This is a genomic window from Mycobacterium sp. NGS69, assembly GCF_059812165.1.
Window position 1 is genome coordinate 43,475 of record NZ_JCALCD010000005.1, and the last position, 18,125, is coordinate 61,599.

Here is an 18,125-nt window from a genome sequence, read left to right on the forward strand (position 1 = left end):
TGGCGAGTTGGCAAACAACCGGTATTGCCAATGCGAACGGGCGGCGCACATGACATCGTCCGGGATGGATCGACGTAGGAGACCCATGCAATGTCGCTGAGGCCGAACCTGACCGCCACGCCGGACGCGGCGCCGCTGACCGCCAAACGGGTCGCCGAGGCCCCCGCCGAGGCGGTCCTGGAATGGCTGGACAGCTCGGCCGCCGGGCTGTCGAGCACCGAGGCGGCGGCCCGGCTGGAGCGGCACGGCCCCAACGCCGTGCGGACCCATCACGTCAACGCGCTCGCGGTGCTGGGCCGCCAGCTACGCTCCGCGGTGCTGATCCTGTTGGCCGGCACCGCGATCGTGTCGTACTTCCTGGGCGACAGCATGCAGGCGGTCATCATCGGGATAATCCTGGCGGCCAGCATCGGTTTGGGCTTCGTCAACGAGTATCGCGCCGAGCGAGCCGCCGCCGACCTGCACGGCCGGGTGCACCACAACGCCCTGGCGCGCCGCGACTCCAAATTCGTCACGGTCAGCGTCACCGACCTGGTGCCCGGCGACGTGATCCGGCTGTCGCTGGGTGAGGCCGTGCCCGCCGATGTCCGGCTGATCGAGGTCACCGGCCTGGAATGCAACGAAAGCATCCTCACCGGGGAGTCGACGGGCTCGGAGAAATCACCCCAGCCGGTACCCGCGGGCGCCGAGCTGGCGGAATCGACGGACCTGGCGTTCATGGGCACCATCGTCAGCGCCGGGGAGGGCGTCGGCGTGGTCTACGCCACCGGCCGCAACGCCGAATTCGGCCGCATCGCGGCGGGTTTGGATCAGCGGCAGCCCGAAACGGAGTTCCAGGTGGGGCTGCGCAAGTTCTCCTATCTGCTGCTGCAGGTCGCGATCGCGCTGATGGTGATTATCCTGGCCAGCAACCTGCTGCTGGCCAAGCCGATCATCGATTCGGTGTTGTTTTCGTTGGCGATCGCGGTCGGCATCACGCCCCAGCTGCTGCCCGCGGTGGTCAGCACCAGCCTCGCGACCGGGTCGCGGCAGCTGGCCAAGTCGAAGGTGCTCGTCAAACGGCTGGTGTGCATCGAGGACCTGGGCGACATCGACATCCTGATCACCGACAAGACCGGAACCCTGACAGAGGGCCAACTCCGCCTGGTCGACGCGATCGACCCGGCCGGCGCGCACGCCGACCCGGTGCGCCGGCTGGGGCTGCTGGCCACCGACGTCGACCCGGATTCCGGTGGCGTCAGCGCCAATCCGCTCGACGCCGCGCTCTGGGAATCCCCGGGGGCGCAGGAATTGGTCGGCGACGCGGTGCGCCGGGTAGCCATCCTGCCGTTCGACCACGAGCGCCGCGCGACGTCGGTGTTGGTCGACGACGACGGGAAACGCGTGCTCGTGGTCAAGGGCGCGCCCGAACAGGTGCTGGCCCGCTGCGGCGAGACGCCGGCGGCGGCGGACGAGACCCTGGCGGGCCTGTTCGCCGCCGGCCGGCGGGTGGTGGCCGTGGCCGTCCGGCCCGCCGGCGAGCTGAGTGCCGTCACCACCGACGACGAACGCGACCTCACCTTGGTCGGCTTCCTCGTCTTCGCCGACGAACCCAAACCCGCTGCGCGCCAATCCCTGTCGCAGCTGTCAGCCCTGGGCATCGAACTGAAGATCGCCACCGGCGACAATCCGCGGGTCGCCGAAAAGGTCTGTGCCGACCTCGATTTGGCCTCCAAGGGCACGGTCACCGGTGGTGACCTCGAAGCCCTCGACGACGACGCCTTCGCCGAGGCCTCCCGCAACAACACGATCTTCGCCCGCATCTCCCCCGAGCAGAAGGCGCGGCTGATCGTCTCGCTGCGCCGCCACGGGCGATCCGTCGGCTTCCTCGGCGACGGCGTCAACGACGCGCTCGCCCTGCACGCCGCCGACGTGGGCATCTCGGTCGACAGCGCCACCGACGTCGCCAAGGACGCGGCCGACGTGGTGCTGCTGGAAAAGGACCTGGGCGTGCTGGCCACCGGTGTCGCCGAGGGACGGCGGATATTCGCCAACACCATCAAGTACGTTTTGATGGGCACCTCGAGCAACTTCGGCAACATGTTCAGCGCGGCCGCCGCCTCGGCGCTGTTGCCCTTCCTGCCGATGCTGCCCAGCCAGATCCTGCTCAACAACCTGCTCTACGACAGCTCGCAACTCGCGATCCCGACCGACCGGGTCGACGCGGAGCAGCTGCACGCGCCGTCGCACTGGAACGTCGCCTTCATCCGCCGGTTCATGCTGATCTTCGGGCCGATCAGCTCCCTGTTCGACTTCCTGACGTTCGGGTTGATGCTGGGCGTGCTGCACGCCGGCGCCGTCGAGTTCCGCACCGGCTGGTTCGTGGAATCCCTTGCGACGCAGACGTTGATCATCTTCGCCATCCGCACCCGCAAGGTGCCGTTCTTCCGCAGTCGAGCGAGCGTCCCGCTGACCATCACCAGCCTGACAGTGGTCGCGGTCGGCGTTGTGCTGACGATTTCGCCGCTGGCCCACACCCTCGGCTTCACGACGTTGCCGTGGCAGTTCTTTGCCGTGCTGGCCGGCTTCGTCGGCACTTACCTGGTCCTCGTGGAGCTCGCCAAGCTGATGTTCTACGTCGAGCCGATGCACACCGGCCTGCCACACCGCACCCGCGGGGACGCCCACCGCATCCGGCGCCGCGCCGCGCGCTTCCACTACGTCAATGGCATTTCGCACCACGCCCGGACTTGATCGGTCGGCCATCGGATGAGTCTTGCCGCCAGCCCGGTCGCCGGTAAGGGGCTGCGGTCGGGGGCTGTCGGCCTGACCGGCAGCCTCGTCATCGCGCTCTCGTCGGTGGCTCCGGCCTACAGTTTGGCCGCCGTGCTGGCCGGTATGGTTGCGGCGGCCGGCGCCAAGACCCCCGCGCTATTCGTGATCGGATTTGTTCCGATGATGCTCACCGCCTTTGCTTTTCGTGAACTGGCCCACGAGACCCCCGACTGCGGGTCCACTTTCACCTGGGTAACCCGCGCGTTCGGTCCGTGGGTGGGTTGGCTGGCCGGCTGGTGCTTAGTGATCGCGGCCGTCGTGGCCGTCGGCAACGGCGCGCAGATCGCCGCCATCTACCTGCTCGAGGCGTTGCACTTGCATGCCGCGGCGAATTCGATGGCCGTGCAGACCATAGTGGCCGGGCTGGCCATCGTCGTATTGACGCTGCTGTGCGTGCGGGGCATCGGCGTCACCGAGCGGACTCAGGCCGTGCTGGTGGGCGCGCAGTTTGCGATGCTGGCACTGGTCAGCATGGTCGCTCTGACGAAGGTGTTCACTCACCACGCCGGTGCGCAGGCAGTCATGCCGCAGTGGTCCTGGCTGGCGCCCACGGGGCTGTCCGCGTCGGCGATCGCCCACGGAATGATCCTGTGCGTGTTCGCATACTGGGGGTGGGATGCCTGCCTGTCGGTGTCGGAGGAAACCAAAGACCCGCACAAGAACCCCGGCAAGGCCGCCGTGCTCGCGACGGTCGTGGTGTTGGGCACCTATGCGACGGTCAGCTGCGCGATTCAGGCCTACGCCGGGTTCGGCACCACCGGAATCGGTCTGAAAAATCCGCAAAACGCCAACGACACCCTCGGCATCCTGGGGGACCCGGTGGTGGGCGGCGCCCTGGCGGTGCTGCTGCTGCTCGCCATCAGCTCGTCAGCATTGGCCTCGGCGCTGACCTCGCTGGCGAAGACCGCGCGAAACATGCTGGCCATGTCGGTTTACCGGGCCCTGCCCCGCCGGCTCGCCCGGGTACACCACCAATACCGCACGCCGTGGTTGGGCACCCTGGTCGTCGGCGTCGGTGGATTCACCATCTACCTCGTGATGACGCTGCTCAGCCGTGACTCGCTGGCGGACATGGTGGCTTCGGTGGGCCTGGTGACCGCTTTCTACTATGCGATAACCGCCTACGCGTGTGTGTGGACCTACCGGCACACGCTGCTGTCCTCGGCGCGCGACTTCTGGTTGCGAGGCGGTCTTCCGCTCCTCGGCGCGCTGGGCATGACGTGGGTGTTCGTGCAGAGCACGGTCGACATGTACGCGCCCGACTACGGCAAAACCCATGTCGGACCGGTCGGTGGCGTGTTCATCCTGGGCATGGGTCTGGTCGTGCTGGGCGTCCCGGTCGCGGTGCTCAGCGCCACGGCCGGTGGCCGCGACTTCTTTCGCGGCAAGACGCTCAATGCGGCCACCGAGATCACCATCCTCGATGCGACACCGACAGGGTCCCCAGAGTAGAGGTCTATATTTCGGACCGACGACGCCGCTATCCGTCTGCGAGGGAGTCCCGCTATGAGCGAAGATCAAGCGCTGGTCATTGTCGCCGGTTACCAGGACCTCGACGCGGCTCGCCGCGACTTCGAAACGCTGACGGAGCGAACCAAGGCCAAGGACGTCGCGCTGCGCGGCGCGGTGCTCGTCGGCAAGGACGCCGACGGCAATGCCGTGCTGCTCGACACGGGCAACCGGCTGGGCCGCCGGGGCGCCGCGTGGGGGGCCGGCGCCGGCCTGGCGGTCGGGCTGTTCTCGCCGGCGCTGCTTGCCACTGCGGCCATCGGTGCCGCGGCCGGCGCGCTGGCGGGCACGTTCGCCGACCACCGGATCAAGACGGGGCTGGGCGACAAGATCGGGCAGGCGCTGGCCGCGGGCAGCGGCCTGATCATCGCCGTGACGCCGGCGGAGGGCCGCCTGGGCGTGGAGCAGGCGTGCGCCGGCTCTCCGATGAAATCCGTTGCGGAGCTGAGCCGTTCGACGCTGCGCAGTCTGGGTGCGGCGCTGGAAGAGGCGATGGGGAAGTTCAACCCCGACCGAACCCGCCTGCCGCTGCCGCAGCGCGCCTTCGGCGGCACCATCGGCCGAACCATGGCGGACTCGGTCGGCGACTGGACGATCGTGCCCGGGGCCAAGGCGCCCGACGGCGCGCCGAACGTGCTGATCGTGCTCATCGACGACGCGGGGTTCGGCGGCCCGGACACTTTCGGCGGCGCCATCCGGACCCCCACGCTGACCCGCGTGGCGCAGAATGGGTTGACCTACAACCGCTTTCACGTCACCGCGGTCTGCTCGCCGACCCGCGCGGCCCTGCTCACCGGGCGCAACCACCACCGGGTCGGGTTCGGGTCGGTCACCGAGTTCCCCGGCCCCTTCCCCGGCTATTCCTCGGTCAAGCCGCGCAGTTGCGCCGCGCTGCCGCGCATCCTGCGCGACAACGGTTACGTGACGGGCGGTTTCGGCAAATGGCACCTGACCCCGGACAACGTCCAGGGCGCGGCGGGCCCCTTCGACAACTGGCCGGTGGGCTGGGGCTTCGACCATTTCTGGGGCTTTCTGTCCGGCGCCGCAGGCCAGTACGACCCGATCATCACCCAGGACAACTCCGTCACCGGCGTGCCCCAGGGCAAGGACGGCGGGCCCTACTACTTTCCCGACGACCTCACCGACAAGGCCGTCGAGTGGCTGCACGGCGTGCGGGCGCAGGACGCCGAGAAGCCGTGGCTGATGTATTACTCGACGGGCGCCACCCACGCGCCGCACCATGTGTTCGCCGAATGGGCCGACAGGTACCGCGGCCAGTTCGACGAGGGCTGGGACGCCTACCGGCGCAAGACATTTGAACGGCAAAAGCAGCTCGGCGTCATTCCGCCCGACGCCGAGCTCACGGAGCGGCCCGACCTGTTCCCGGCGTGGGACGGCCTGTCGGACAACCAGAAGAAGCTCTACGCCCGCCAGATGGAGGTGTTCGCCGGATTCTCGGAGAACGCGGACTGGAACGTCGGCCGGCTGCTCGACGCGATCGAGGACCTCGGCGAGTCCGACAACACGCTCGTCTTCTACATCTGGGGTGACAACGGCGCCAGCATGGAGGGCACGGTCACCGGCTCGTTCAACGAGATGACGTTCCTGAACGGGGTGCTGCTCGACGCCGACCACCAACTGGAGCTCATCGAGCAGTACGGCGGGATCGAGGCGCTCGGAAACGAGTTCACCGCACCGCATTTCGCGAGCGCCTGGGCGCACGCCAACAACACCCCGTTCCAGTGGGGCAAGCAGATGGCCAGCCACCTGGGGGGCACGCGCGACCCGATGGTGGTCGCCTGGCCGAGCCGGATCAAGCCCGACGCCGCCATTCGCGGCCAGTTCACCCATTGCATCGACATCGCGCCGACGGTGTTGGAGGCCATCGGTTTACCGCAGCCGGTCAGTGTCGACGGCTTCGACCAGGAAGCCATGGACGGGACCAGCTTCGCGCACACCTTCGACGACGCGGCGGCCGAAGAGCGCCACACCGTGCAGTACTTCGAAATGTTCGGCAGCCGGGCCATTTACAAAGACGGCTGGTGGGCGTGCACCCGGCTGGACAAGGCGCCGTGGGACCTATCCCCGCAGACGCTGGCGCGGTTCGCGCCCGGCACCTACGACCCGGACAGCGACGTCTGGGAGCTGTACTACCTGCCCGACGACTTCTCCCAGGCGCGCGACCTCGCCGCCGAGCATCCCGACAAGGTCGCGGAGCTCACGCGGCTGTGGTGGCAGGAGGCCGAACGAAACCGGGTGCTGCCCCTGCTCGGTGGGCTCGCGGTGATGTTCGGCAGCCTGCCGCCGCTGCCGACCACCACGCGGTTCACCTTCAAGGGGGACGTGCAGAACATCCAGCGCGGCATGGTGCCCCGGATCTTCGGTCGCTCGTATGCCATCGAGGCTCGGCTGGTAGTTCCCGAGGGCGGCGCGCAGGGCGTGATCGTCGCCGACGCCGACTTCATCGGCGGGTTCGCGCTATGGGTGGACGAGGGCGGGCGGCTGCGCCACACGTATTCGTTCCTCGGCGTGGACACCTACAAGCAGGTGTCCACCGAGCCGATTCCCTCCGGGGACGTGACGGTGCGCATGCTCTTCGAATCCGATCAGCCCGTGCCGGGCTCGGGCGGACGGGTGACGCTGTGGGCCGGCGACCGGCTGATCGGCGAGGGCGCGATGGCCAACACGGTGCCGCTGGCCTTCACGTCGTACGCGGGGATGGACATCGGGCGTGACAACGGCCTGGTCGTGGACCGCGATTACGAGGACCGGGCGCCCTACGCGTTCACCGGCACCGTCAAGGAGGTCGTGTTCGACCTCAAACCCGTTCACCCGGAAGCCGAGAAGGCGCTGCACGAGCACGCGGCGGTGCAGGCCGTCGGGCGGGGCGCCGCGGGTTGAAGGCCGCCGATTACTGCTGGGCCCGGGCGACGTTGCCGCCGGCGAGGCCGGACTGGATGCCCCGGTTGATCTGGTCGGCGACGGTGGACCCGCCGTTGGAGACCGTCTGCGGGCAGCTGCAGGACAGGTCGTTGAACACGCTGGGGTCAGCGCCTGCCGGTGCCGCGATCGAAATCGCCATCCCGACTGCGAGGGCGGCGCCGGTTAAAATTCTCGATACCACGTAGTCAGTTCTCCGAGCTGGTAGGTGATAGCGGGAGTGTATGACCGGCAGATCTCGTGAGAGCGACCGTGCGCGTTGCCGTCAGGTTAAGAAAAATGCACGTTCGCTGTGAGGTCAGGACGCGTATTTGGGACAGTACGCCCGGATGCTCGCCCCGACGAAGTAGCCGGCGTGGTAGCCGTCCAGGCTGCTGTTGCTCATGACGGTGGACGCGACCTGGTTCACCGTTCGGCCGGTGTCCAGCTCGTCGCAGACCTCGTGGCCCGCGATCAACGCCTTCTCCGGCGAACCGAAGTGGATGCCCTTCGCGCTCAGCGCCGCGAGGAAGGCGTCGTCGCTGGCGTCGGCGCGGGCGATCGCGGCCGTCGCCGCCACGGGGGCGAGCGCGGCCAGCACGACCAGCTGGGCGATCCGGGTCATCGTCATCTCGCCTCCTCCCTCGTCAGCGCCTTTGCCGGAGCCGGGAATTTCGCACATTACAGCTTTGCACAATGCGGCGATCAACGAATTCAAATCAGGACGACACGAAAGGCGTTCGCCCGGCCGGATTCCGCGATTTACCCCGCTGTTCCGCCGTTACGACGGCACGTCCGCATATTGCGGGCAGTACGCGCGTTCGGCCAGGGCCACGAAGTATCCGGCGTCGTCGCCGTCGATGCCGCTGCTGTTCATCACGTCGGTCGCGATCTGTTCCTGAGTCTTACCCATATCGAGTTGGTGGCACACCAAATGGCCCGCCGCGATGGCGGATTTGGGCGACTCGTGCTCGATGCCGTGGTTGTGCAGCGCGGTGATGAAGGCGTCGTCGGTGCCGTCGGCGTACGCCGACGGGGCCGCCGTCACCGGGCCGAGCAGCGCGACCGCCGGGATGAAGCCGGCGGCCAACAGCGGGAGCAGCCGGCGAGGCTTGCGGGTACCGGTACTCGTCATTTCTAATACCCCCAAGGTTCTGAAGTTCCGTTGTTTGACGACTGAAGGTTCGGCCGCCAACGTTGCAAGCAGGTTACAGCTCGCCGTCATCTAATCATCGCGGATATTGCGAACAACGCAACAATGGTTCGCGCACGGCGTACCCACGCTGGTTCTGGCTCGTCGTCCTGGCGGCGTGCGCCGCGAGCGTCGTGGGATGTGACGTGCGCCACGTCTCGGCGGCCAGCGCCCGGGATCTGTCCGGCACCTTGCATTCCGGCGGAATGGACCGCACGTACACGTTGCACGTGCCGCCCGGCGATCCCGTCGCGCTGGTGCTCAGCCTGCACGGCGGCGGCGGCACCGGAACCGGCCAGCAGGGCCTGACCGACTTCGACGCCGTCGCCGACGCCAACAACCTGCTGGTGGCCTATCCCGACGGGTACGACAAGAGCTGGGCCGACGGGCGGGGCGCGTCCCCGGCGGACCGCCACCACGTCGACGACGTCGGCTTCCTGGTCGCGCTGGCGGGCAAGCTGCAAACCGACTACAACATCGCCCCCGGGCGCGTCTTCGCCACCGGCATGTCCAACGGGGGCTTCATGTCCAACCGGCTCGGTTGCGACCGCGCCGACGTCTTCGCCGCGATCGCGCCGGTGGCCGGCACGCTGGGCGCGGGCGTGGCCTGCCACCCGTCGCGCCCGGTGTCCGTGCTGGCGGCGCACGGGACCGCCGACCCGCTGGTGCCGTTCAAGGGCGGGGACGTGCGCGGCCGGGGCGGAGTCAGCCATTCCGTCTCGGCGACCGGCATGGTGGACACCTGGCGCTCGGCCGATGGGTGCCAAGGCGATCCGGCGACGCAGGTGCTGCCCGGCGTCGGCGACGGCACCGTCGTGCACCGGTTCGAGTCCGCGGCGTGCGCGGCGTCCACTGAGGTGATCTTCTACCGGATCGACAACGGCGGCCACACCTGGCCGGGGGGCAAGCAATACCTGCCCCAGGCCATCATCGGGCGCACCTCGCGCGCCCTGGACGCCTCGGAGGTCATCGCCCAGTTTTTCCTCGCGCACGGCCGGAACTAACGGAAGCGGTTACTATGCCTCATGGCCTTGACGAGGGCATCCCATTGAAACTCAATCGATTTGGTGTGACGCTGGCCGTTCTGGCCACCGGCGCGGCGATGCTTTCGGCGTGCGGCAGTGACAACCATCCGGGTGGCGCAAGCGGCACGACGGGCCCGTCGCCGGCAAAGGTGGCGTGCGGCGGCAAGCCGACACTGCGGGCCAGCGGCTCCACCGCCCAGGCGAACGCGATGACCCGTTTCGTCAAGGCCTTCGAACAGGCCTGCCCAGGCCAGTCCCTGAACTACACCGCCAATGGCTCCGGCGCCGGGATCGGCGAATTCGTGGGCAATCAAACCGATTTCGCCGGATCGGACTCGCCGCTGAGCAAGGACGAGCACGCGAAGGCGCAGCAACGGTGCGGCTCGCCCTCGTGGAACCTGCCGGTGGTGTTCGGCCCGATCGTCATCGGCTACAACGTCAACGGCGTGACCTCGCTGAACCTCGACGGCGCGACCGCGGCCCGGATCTTCAGCGGCGGCATCAGCGGCTGGAACGATCCCGCGATCGCGGTGCTCAACCCCGGCGTCACCCTGCCGGCCGAGCCGATCCACGTCGTGTTCCGCAGCGACGAGTCCGGCACCACCGACAACTTCCAGCGGTATCTCGACAGCGCCTCCAACGGCGCGTGGGGCAAGGGCGCCGGCAAGACGTTCAACGGCGGCGTCGGCGAGGGGGCCAAGGGCAACGACGGCGCCGCCGCCGCCGTCAAGGGCACCGAGGGGGCGATCAGCTACCTCGAATGGTCGTTCGCCCAGGCGCAGCACCTGAATACGGCCAAGGTCCTCACGTCGGCCGGCCCGGACCCGGTGACGATCAGCGCGGAGTCCGTGGGCAAGACGATCGCCTCCGCCTGGTTCATCGGCAAGGGCAACGACCTCGCCCTCGACACCATCTCGTTCTACCGGCCCAACCAGCCCGACGCGTACCCGATCGTGCTGGCGACCTACGAGATCGTGTGCTCCAGATACCCCGATCCGCAGGTCGGCGCGGCGGTAAAGGCGTTCCTGCGCAGCACCATCGGCGCCGGCCAGGACGGCCTCGCGGACAACGGATACGTCCCCATTCCGCAGGAGTTCAAGTCGCGGCTGTCGACCGCGGTCGACGCCATCTCCTGAGCCGGCCTCAGCTTCCGCGGTACCTGGGGCAGTACGCGGCGATGCTCGCGCCGATGAAGAACCCCGCGCGATAGCCGTCCAGGTTGCTGTTCGCCATCACCTCGGAGGCGATGTCGGACTTCTGCTTGCCGATGTCGAGTTCGTCGCAGACCTCGTGACCGGCGACGATCGCGGCCTGCGGCGAGGCGAATTCGATGCCCTTGTTCTTCACCGCCGTCACGAAGAGGTTGTCGACGGCGTCGGCGTTCGCGGTCGGGGAGACCGCCACCGCGAGGCTCAACAGGGTCAGGGCGAGGCCGGCCGATAGGCGCGTTCGGGTGGTCGTCATCGCTGGGACCTCCCGCCGGGTAGTGGTTCAGGGCCATCCGGGCCGTTTTCGCACTGAGATCATCGCATGCCGACCTGGCAGGACGGGCACCAATACCTGACGCGATCGGCGTGATCGTCGTAACGGATGGGGGTGCCGCAGCGACGGCAGGGTTGCCCGGCCCGCCCATAGACCCACAGCTGCCGGCCCGCCCGGGTGTCGCCGGTGGTGCAGCGGTTCCAGCGGAAGCGGTTGGCCCACAGCATGTCTCGGGCGCGGGAGACGAGCCGGCGCGGATCGGCGATCGCGCCGACCGGCGCGGTGGGTGCATGCCCGGTGACGAAACACAGCTCGTTGCAGTAGACGTTGCCGATGCCGGCCAGCACCCGCTGGTCCAGCAGCGCCTCGGCGATCGGCCGGTCCGGGCGCGCCGCCAGGTTGGCGGCGGCGCGGGCGGGGTCCCAGTCCGCGCCCAGCAGGTCGGGCCCCAGGTGCGCGACCACGTCGCCGTCGGTGTCGCGATCCAGGATCTCCAGCACGCCCAGGTCGATGCCTACCGCGCGAACCCCGTTGGCTTCCAGGATGATCCGGGCCCGGTGATCCACCCGCACCGGCCGGTTGCCGACCCGCCAGCTGCCGTCCATCTTCAAATGCGAGTGAATGCTGGCCCGCCCGACCCGGATGAACAGGTGCTTGCCGCGGCTGAGCACCTCGTCGACGGTCTGCCCGGTCAGGTCGACGGCGGCGAAGCGGGGCACCCGGACGTCACAGCGCGTCAGCGTCTGCCCGGCCAGGTGCTCGCGCAGCAGGGCCGCGGTGTGCCAGACGGTGTCGCCCTCGGGCATGGGTTATCGCAACCGCATTCCGCGCGGGGTGCGGGCGAACCCGGCCCCGGCCAGCGCCTCGGCGACGGGGCCCGGTCCCCCGGCGTGGGGGTGCAGCGCCGGCGTGCCGTCGATGCGCTCGACGAGGATCGACGCGACGCGCCGCGCCGCCACCAGCTCGGCCAGTGCCGCGGCCGCGGCATGGTGGGCCGCTGGGTCGTCGGTGAACGTCAGCAGCGATCGGCCGCCGCGCTCCAGGAACCAGGCCAGCGCGCCGTCCACCAGCACGACGAGTGCGCCCGCCTTGCGGCCCGGCCGGGCCGCCGGGGCCTCGCCGGCCGCGCGGGCGGCGGGCCACGGCAGGGCGGCGCCGTAGGGGTTGGCGGGATCGGCGGCGGCCAGCGCGACCGCCCGGTATTCCGGCCGTTCCTGGTCGACGTCGTCGGTGTAGCTGCGCAGCCGGTCGACCGTGGAGGCCACCGCGAATTGCGCGCCGCCCAGCGACTCGACGAAATAGCCGCGCTGGCACCGGCCGGCCTCCTCGAACGTACTCAGCACCTTGTAGAGGGTCGCGAATCCGCCCGGCACCGATTCGGCCGCCACCGCGCCCCGGGTCAGCACCCCGTGGCGGTTCAGCAGCAGCTCGGCCTGGTAATGGGCGCGCAACGTGGAATCCGGCTCGGGGGCCGGCAGGGCCGACCACCTGCCGGCCACGGCCGGGTCGGCGCTGCGGTGCGCGGCGTGCGCGACGCTGTAACGGCTCAGCCGCGGCGCGCGCCGCGTCCGGTGTGCCGGGGCGGAGCGCTTGCGGGCCCCGGTGCCGGCGAGCATCGCGCGCAGCGGCGCGAACGTGTCGCCGGTGACCCAGCCGGCCCAGATCAGTTCCCACAGCGCGGTTTTCAGTTCCGACTCGGGGATCGGGCCCTGGGCCAGTTGACGGAAGAAGTACGCGCCGCCCCCGGCCAGGGTGTCCAGGATCGCGCGGTGGGCGTCGGTGAAGTCGAGCTCGGCGGGCCCGGGCAGGGTCAGCGGGGCGGAATCGCTGGCGTGCAGCGCGATCCAGCCGTCGCCGGCCGAGATCGACCCGCCGCCCGACCAGGTGACCTCGCCGGTGGCGAGCAGTTCGTCGAGCATCGCGGGGGAATAGTCGCGTACCCGCGGGGCCAGGACGAGCGGTTCGAGCGCCGAGGCGGGTATTCGGACGCCGGCCAGCTGATCGATCGCGGAGACCAGGCCGTCGATGCCCGACTGGGGCGACGACACGTGGTGCCAGGCCGGCAGGAACCGCCCGTAGGCGGCGGTGCTCACCGGCTCCACCTGCGCGCGCAGCGCCGCCAGCGAACGGCGCCGCAGGATGCGCAGCACGTCGGCGTCGCACCACTGCTCGCCGCCGGCGCCCGCGGTCAGGTCGGCGGCGACGAACTCGCCGCGCACCAGCCGGCCGTCGGTGGCCAGCCGGTTCAGCACGTCGGCCGTGACGCGCAACCCCAGGCCGAACCTGGCGGCGGCCTCGGCCGTGGTGAACGGGGTGTGTGTGCGCGCGTAGCGACCCAGCAGCTCGCCCAGCGGGTCGGCCACCGCCTCGGTGAACGCGGCCGGGACGCCCAGCGGGACCGCCGCCCCGACCCCGTCGCGCAACCGGCCGATGTCCTCGACGGCCACCCACCAGCTGCGGCCGGCGAACGGCACGGTCAGTGCGCGCCGGGCGGCCCGCAGCCCCTCCAGCCACCCGGCAACGCTTTTGCCGTCGGCGACGTCAGTGCGGGCCGCGACCTCCTCCTCGGTCAGCGGGCCCAGCAGCCGCAACAGGTCCGCGACCCCTTCGGCGTCGCGGGCGGCCCGGTCGGCCGACAGGTGCTGCAGCTGCCGCCCGGTCGCGGCGACGACGTCGACGTCGAGCAGTTCGCGCAGCTCCACGTGGCCCAGCAGCTCGGCCAGCAGCGTGCTGTCCAGGGACAGCGCGGCGGCTCGGCGCTCGGCCAGCGGAGTGTCGCCCTCGTACATGAACGCGCCGACGTAACCGAACAACAGCGAGGCGGCAAACGGCGACGGCCGCTGCGTCTCCGTCTCGAGCACCCGGACCTTGCGCTGGGCGATGCCGGCCATCAGCGCCGTCAGGGCCGGGACGTCGTAGACGTCCTGCAGGCATTCGCGGACGGCCTCCAGCACCACCGGGAAGTCGGGGTATTTGCGGGCCACGTCCAGCAGCTGGGCGGCGCGCTGGCGCTGGTGCCACAGCGGCGATCGCTTCCCCGGGTGCCGGCGGGGCAGCAGCAGCGCCCGCGCCGCGCATTCCCGGAACCGCGACGCGAACAGCGCCGAGCCGCCCACCTCGGCGGTGACGATCGGGTCGATCTCGTCGGCGTCGAAGACGAACAGGTCCGCGCCCGGCGGCGTCTCTTCGAGGGTGTCGGGCAGGCGCACCACGATGCCGTCGTCGGAGGCCGTCGGCTTCTCGTCCAGGCCGTAGCGCTCGCGCAGCCGCCGGCCCACGGCCAGCGCGAGCGGCCCGTGCACCCGCAGCCCGTACGGCGAGTGCAGGATCACCCGCCAGTCGCCCAGCTCGTCGCGGAACCGCTCGACCAGAAGCGTGGCGTCGGTGGGGACCACCCCGGCGGCGGTACGCTGCTCGTCCAGCAGCCCCCACAGGTTGTCGGTCGCATAGGCGTCGAAACCCAAAGTGGTGCAACGCTTGTCGAATGCGCCGCGGTCGAGGCCGGCCAGCTCCCCGGTGAACGCGCCGAGCGCGGCGCCCAGCTCTGCCGGGCGGCCCACGTCGTCGCCGCGCCAGAACGGCAACCGGGCCGGCTGCCCCGGCGCGGGGATCACCAGCACCCGGTCGTGGGTGATCTCGGTGATCCGCCAGCTGGTGGCCCCCAGCGAGATCACGTCGCCGGGACGCGACTCGTACACCATCTCCTCGTCCAGTTCGCCGACCCGCGACGGCTTTTCGACCTCGGAGGCCAGGTACACGGTGAACAGCCCGCGGTCGGGGATGGCGCCGCCGGACGTGACGGCCAGCCGCTGCGCCCCGGGCCGCGCGGTCAGCGTGCCGGCGTCGCGGTCGTAGACCAGGCGCGGGCGCAGCTCGGCGAACTCGGTGGACGGGTACTTGCCGGCCAGCAGGTCCAGGGTGGCCTCGAACACGCTGCGCGGCAGGGTCGCGAACGGGGCGGCCCGCCGCACGGTGTCGAACCACCGGTCCGCGTCCAGCGGCTCCAGCGCGGCGGCCGCCACGGTCTGCTGCGCCAGGATGTCCAGCGGGTTGGCGGGCACCCGCATCGTCTCGATCTGCCCGCCGAGCATGCGCTGCACCGTCACCGCGCACCCGATCAAATCGGTGCGGTGCTTGGGGAACAGCACGCCCCGCGAGACCTCGCCGACCTGGTGGCCGGCCCGGCCGATGCGCTGCAGGCCGCTGGCCACCGACGGCGGCGCCTCCACCTGGATCACCAGGTCGACGGCGCCCATGTCGATGCCCAGCTCCAGGCTCGACGTCGCCACCACCGCCTTGAGCAGCCCGCGTTTGAGGTCCTCCTCGACCAGGGCGCGCTGCTCCTTGCTGACCGAACCGTGGTGGGCGCGCGCCAGCAGCGGCGGCGCGCCGAAACTCTGGCCGCTACCCATCAGGTGCGCCGGGGCGCCGCCCGCGACCTTGGGGTTGAGGTCCGCGTCGAGCGAGATGCCGGCGCGTTCGGCGTGGATCTCGTTGAGCCGGGAGGTCAGCCGCTCGGCCAGCCGCCGCGAGTTCGCGAACACGATGGTCGAGCCGTGCGACTCGATCAGGTCCACCAGGCGCGCCTCGACGTCCGGCCAGATCGTGTTGTTCGCCAGATTGGCCATGTCGGGCACGGGCACCTGCACCGTGAGCTCGATGGTCTTCGCCGACGGCGGCGCCACGATCCGTGTCCGGCTGGCCGGGCCCGCGCCGGACAGGAAGCGCGCCAGCTCCTCGGGCGGGCGCACGGTCGCCGACAGCCCGATGCGCTGCGCGGGCGGTCCCTCACGCAGGTCGTCCAGGCGTTCGAGGGACAGGGCCAGGTGGGCGCCGCGCTTGCCGCCGGCGATGGCGTGGATCTCGTCGACGATCACCGTCTGAACGCCGGCGAGCGTTTCGCGCGCCGCCGAGGTCAGCATCAAGAACAGCGACTCCGGGGTGGTGATCAGCACGTCGGGCGGGTGCGCGATGAGCTGGCGGCGCGCTGCGGGCGGGGTGTCGCCGGAGCGGACCCCGACGCTGATGCCGGGCGGGGGCAGGCCGCGCCGCTCGGCGATGCGGGTGAGCCCCGCCAGCGGGGTGCGCAGGTTGCGTTCGACGTCGACCGCCAGCGCCTTGAGTGGGGACACGTAGAGCACGCGGGTGCCGGCCGGGCGGTCGGCCGACGTGGCGAGGTTGGCCAAGGAATCCAGGGCCCACAGGAACGCCGCGAGGGTCTTACCCGACCCGGTCGGCGCGATGACCAGGGTGTCGTCGCCGTCGGCGATGGCGTCCCAGGCCTGCGCCTGCGCGGTGGTCGGGGCGGCGAAGGTGCCGGCGAACCACTCGCGGGTGACCGCGCTGAACCGGCCCAATGGGTCGGGTGCTCGGGGGTCGGCGCGGGTGCTCACCCAACCATGGTGCCAACGGGCACCGACATCGGCTTGGGTGAGCGGCTTCTCACAGCCTCGCGGTGGCCATGGCGTGTGACAGCTCGTCCGGGATCTCCGGGACCCGGGCGATGGAGTCGAGCAGGGTGTGCGCGCAGGCGTCGGCGAGCCGGTCGGCGTCGGTGGTGGGGTCCATGATGCGCTGCCGGCAGATCTCGAAGGTGAACGCGAGCCAGCCCTGGATGATCACCCGCAGGTCCCGCTCGACGTCCGCTGCCAGCGCGCTGGTGTCCGGCATCCCGCTGACGACCTCGCCGATGCGGGACATGATGTGTTCCATCTGGCGGTTCTTGGCCTCGTCGTCGATGCCGAGCAGGACCGGGTCGGACCGGCCCAGGCCGACGTACGCGGCCCAGGCGGCCTCCGGGTTGGACTGGTGATAGGCCATGTAGGCCAGCACACCCATCCGGATCTCCTCGAACATCGTCAGGCCCGGGGGCGGCGGGTTGTTGGTCGCCTCGTACAACCGGTCGGCCTCGTCCTTGACGACGGCGGCGAAGAACGCCCGCTTGTCCGGGAAGTAGTGGTACATCAGCGCGCGGGACACGCCCGCGCGCTCGGCTATCTCGTCGATGCGGACCTCGTCATAGGGTCGCTTCCCAAAGACTTCTGCCCCCAAAGCGAGCAGCTCGGCGCGTCTATCCTCGGGGGATAACCGCCTTCTGGCTGTCGGCATGTGTCAGATAGTACTCATACGGTATGAGAGCCCCGCCACATTGGCTCAACCAAACCGCACGCCCTGGGCCAGCGGTAATGCGCCGGAATAATTGACGGTATTCGCAGTTCGGCCGCTCGCCGTCGCGCTGGCGATGCCGTGGCAACGCCGCGTGATTGGGTTGGGCTGCGCCCGAAACCGGGCGGAAACCGGCGCGCCGGCGTGCGCCCCGAGCGGCGCGTTGGCGCCCGTGAGCCGGGCCGATGGCGGTTTATCGTGGCGTGGCGCAGGGTACCCACATCTTCACCGTCGTGGCGCGTAACCATTGCGACGCAGCGAACGATGGATTAAGAGCTAATCAGAATCACGACTCGGGGGATCAGGGATGCAAACAGCAGATCCGCGGTCGCCCGGTGACCGCCTGGGGCAGGAAGACCGCGAGGTGCACGCCGCCATCCGGTTCGCCGCCCTGGCCGCCACCGCGGGCATCGGCTTCGTCGTCCTTGCCGCGTTGTGGGTCAGCACCTGCCCCGGGACGGGCGTCGACACGGTGGCTTGTGGCACGCCCCAGCGCACGATGCTGGCGTTGGGCGGCCCGCTGATTTTGCTGACCGGGGGGCTCTGGGCGTTCCTGCGCACGTATCGGGTGTGGAAGGCCCACGGCACCTGGTGGGGGTGGCACGGCGCGGGCTGGTTCCTGCTCACGCTGATGGTGGTGACGCTGGGCCTGGGCGTTTCGCCGATCGCCGGCCCGGTGCTGGCCCTCTGACCTATCGACTCGACGCGGGAGTCCCGGGACTCTGGGTGCGTGGGGTGGGGTGCCACTGCTCGTCGATGCGGCTCACGCGGCGATGCTCCATGACGAACCACAGCGCCCCGGCGATCGTCCCGAGCACGGCGACGAGCACCGTCGTGGCGATCCACTCGTAGTGGCCGTAGGCCGCGGCGGCCGTGGTGCTGATCATTCCCCCGATGGCCACGAGGAGCAGGATGAACCCGGGCCAGTAGAGGTTGTCCTTCATCGTGAAACCGGCGTGCGGTTGGGTCGTCCGGAAGTGATCTGTCGGATCGCGATGCCTGTCGCTCATCACCTCTCC

Annotated in this window: 14 protein-coding genes; 6 read left to right on the forward strand and 8 right to left on the reverse strand. The window is 70.1% G+C overall.

Features of this window, described 5'->3' with window-relative positions:
- Positions 1–90 precede the first annotated feature (90 nt).
- Genes mgtA through AC5Y2S_RS16155 form a run of 3 tightly spaced genes read left to right on the forward strand, consistent with a single transcriptional unit; the run spans position 91 to position 7,224 of the window.
- The gene (mgtA, locus tag AC5Y2S_RS16145) at positions 91–2,733 is read left to right on the forward strand and encodes a magnesium-translocating P-type ATPase (RefSeq protein ID WP_499957107.1); all 2,643 of its coding nucleotides are present in this window, start codon (positions 91–93) and stop codon (positions 2,731–2,733) included.
- Positions 2,734–2,748: 15 nt separating this feature from the next.
- Positions 2,749–4,266, forward strand: a complete 1,518-nt coding sequence (locus AC5Y2S_RS16150) for an APC family permease (RefSeq protein WP_499957108.1) — start codon at positions 2,749–2,751, stop codon at positions 4,264–4,266.
- Positions 4,267–4,320: 54 nt separating this feature from the next.
- Positions 4,321–7,224: an arylsulfatase gene (locus tag AC5Y2S_RS16155; RefSeq protein ID WP_499957109.1), complete on the forward strand. Its 2,904-nt coding sequence runs from the start codon at positions 4,321–4,323 to the stop codon at positions 7,222–7,224.
- Between the two features lie 10 nt (positions 7,225–7,234).
- Here AC5Y2S_RS16155 and AC5Y2S_RS16160 read toward each other — a convergent pair whose 3' ends face one another.
- From AC5Y2S_RS16160 to AC5Y2S_RS16170, 3 genes are all read right to left on the reverse strand, one after another.
- Positions 7,235–7,405, reverse strand: a complete 171-nt coding sequence (locus tag AC5Y2S_RS16160) for a hypothetical protein (RefSeq protein ID WP_499901500.1) — start codon at positions 7,403–7,405, stop codon at positions 7,235–7,237.
- Positions 7,406–7,561: 156 nt separating this feature from the next.
- Positions 7,562–7,873: a DUF732 domain-containing protein gene (locus tag AC5Y2S_RS16165; protein WP_499957110.1), complete on the reverse strand. Its 312-nt coding sequence runs from the start codon at positions 7,871–7,873 to the stop codon at positions 7,562–7,564.
- Positions 7,874–8,023: 150 nt separating this feature from the next.
- On the reverse strand, positions 8,024–8,377 hold the full coding sequence (locus AC5Y2S_RS16170; RefSeq protein WP_499957111.1) for a DUF732 domain-containing protein: 354 nt from the start codon (positions 8,375–8,377) through the stop codon (positions 8,024–8,026).
- A gap of 203 nt (positions 8,378–8,580) precedes the next feature.
- Between AC5Y2S_RS16170 and AC5Y2S_RS16175 the strand changes: the two genes are divergently transcribed.
- Both AC5Y2S_RS16175 and pstS read left to right on the forward strand, forming a co-directional pair.
- Positions 8,581–9,438 carry an extracellular catalytic domain type 1 short-chain-length polyhydroxyalkanoate depolymerase gene (locus AC5Y2S_RS16175; protein WP_499957112.1) on the forward strand — a complete coding sequence of 286 codons (858 nt, stop codon included), beginning with the start codon at positions 8,581–8,583 and terminating at the stop codon, positions 9,436–9,438.
- A 44-nt stretch (positions 9,439–9,482) separates the two neighbouring features.
- Entirely contained in the window at positions 9,483–10,595 is a 1,113-nt protein-coding gene (gene pstS / locus AC5Y2S_RS16180) for a phosphate ABC transporter substrate-binding protein PstS (protein ID WP_499957113.1), read from the forward strand.
- Between the two features lie 7 nt (positions 10,596–10,602).
- Here pstS and AC5Y2S_RS16185 read toward each other — a convergent pair whose 3' ends face one another.
- From AC5Y2S_RS16185 to AC5Y2S_RS16200, 4 genes are read right to left on the reverse strand one after another with little or no spacing between them, the layout of a single operon-like run.
- Positions 10,603–10,923, reverse strand: coding sequence for a DUF732 domain-containing protein (locus AC5Y2S_RS16185; RefSeq protein ID WP_499957114.1), 321 nt, complete (start codon positions 10,921–10,923; stop codon positions 10,603–10,605).
- A gap of 59 nt (positions 10,924–10,982) precedes the next feature.
- Positions 10,983–11,747 (reverse strand): endonuclease VIII Nei2, encoded by a 765-nt coding sequence (gene nei2 / locus AC5Y2S_RS16190; RefSeq protein WP_499957115.1) that lies wholly within the window; start codon positions 11,745–11,747, stop codon positions 10,983–10,985.
- A 3-nt stretch (positions 11,748–11,750) separates the two neighbouring features.
- Positions 11,751–16,334: an ATP-dependent helicase gene (locus AC5Y2S_RS16195; protein WP_499957116.1), complete on the reverse strand. Its 4,584-nt coding sequence runs from the start codon at positions 16,332–16,334 to the stop codon at positions 11,751–11,753.
- A gap of 49 nt (positions 16,335–16,383) precedes the next feature.
- Entirely contained in the window at positions 16,384–17,049 is a 666-nt protein-coding gene (locus tag AC5Y2S_RS16200) for a TetR/AcrR family transcriptional regulator (RefSeq protein ID WP_499901494.1), read from the reverse strand.
- Between the two features lie 364 nt (positions 17,050–17,413).
- On the opposite strand from AC5Y2S_RS16200, the gene AC5Y2S_RS16205 reads away from it, so the two are divergent.
- The gene (locus tag AC5Y2S_RS16205; protein WP_499901493.1) at positions 17,414–17,797 is read left to right on the forward strand and encodes a hypothetical protein; all 384 of its coding nucleotides are present in this window, start codon (positions 17,414–17,416) and stop codon (positions 17,795–17,797) included.
- A 1-nt stretch (position 17,798) separates the two neighbouring features.
- Here AC5Y2S_RS16205 and usfY read toward each other — a convergent pair whose 3' ends face one another.
- A complete protein-coding gene (gene usfY / locus AC5Y2S_RS16210) occupies positions 17,799–18,116 on the reverse strand; it encodes a protein UsfY (RefSeq protein WP_499901492.1) in 318 nt (105 codons plus the stop codon).
- Positions 18,117–18,125 lie beyond the last annotated feature (9 nt).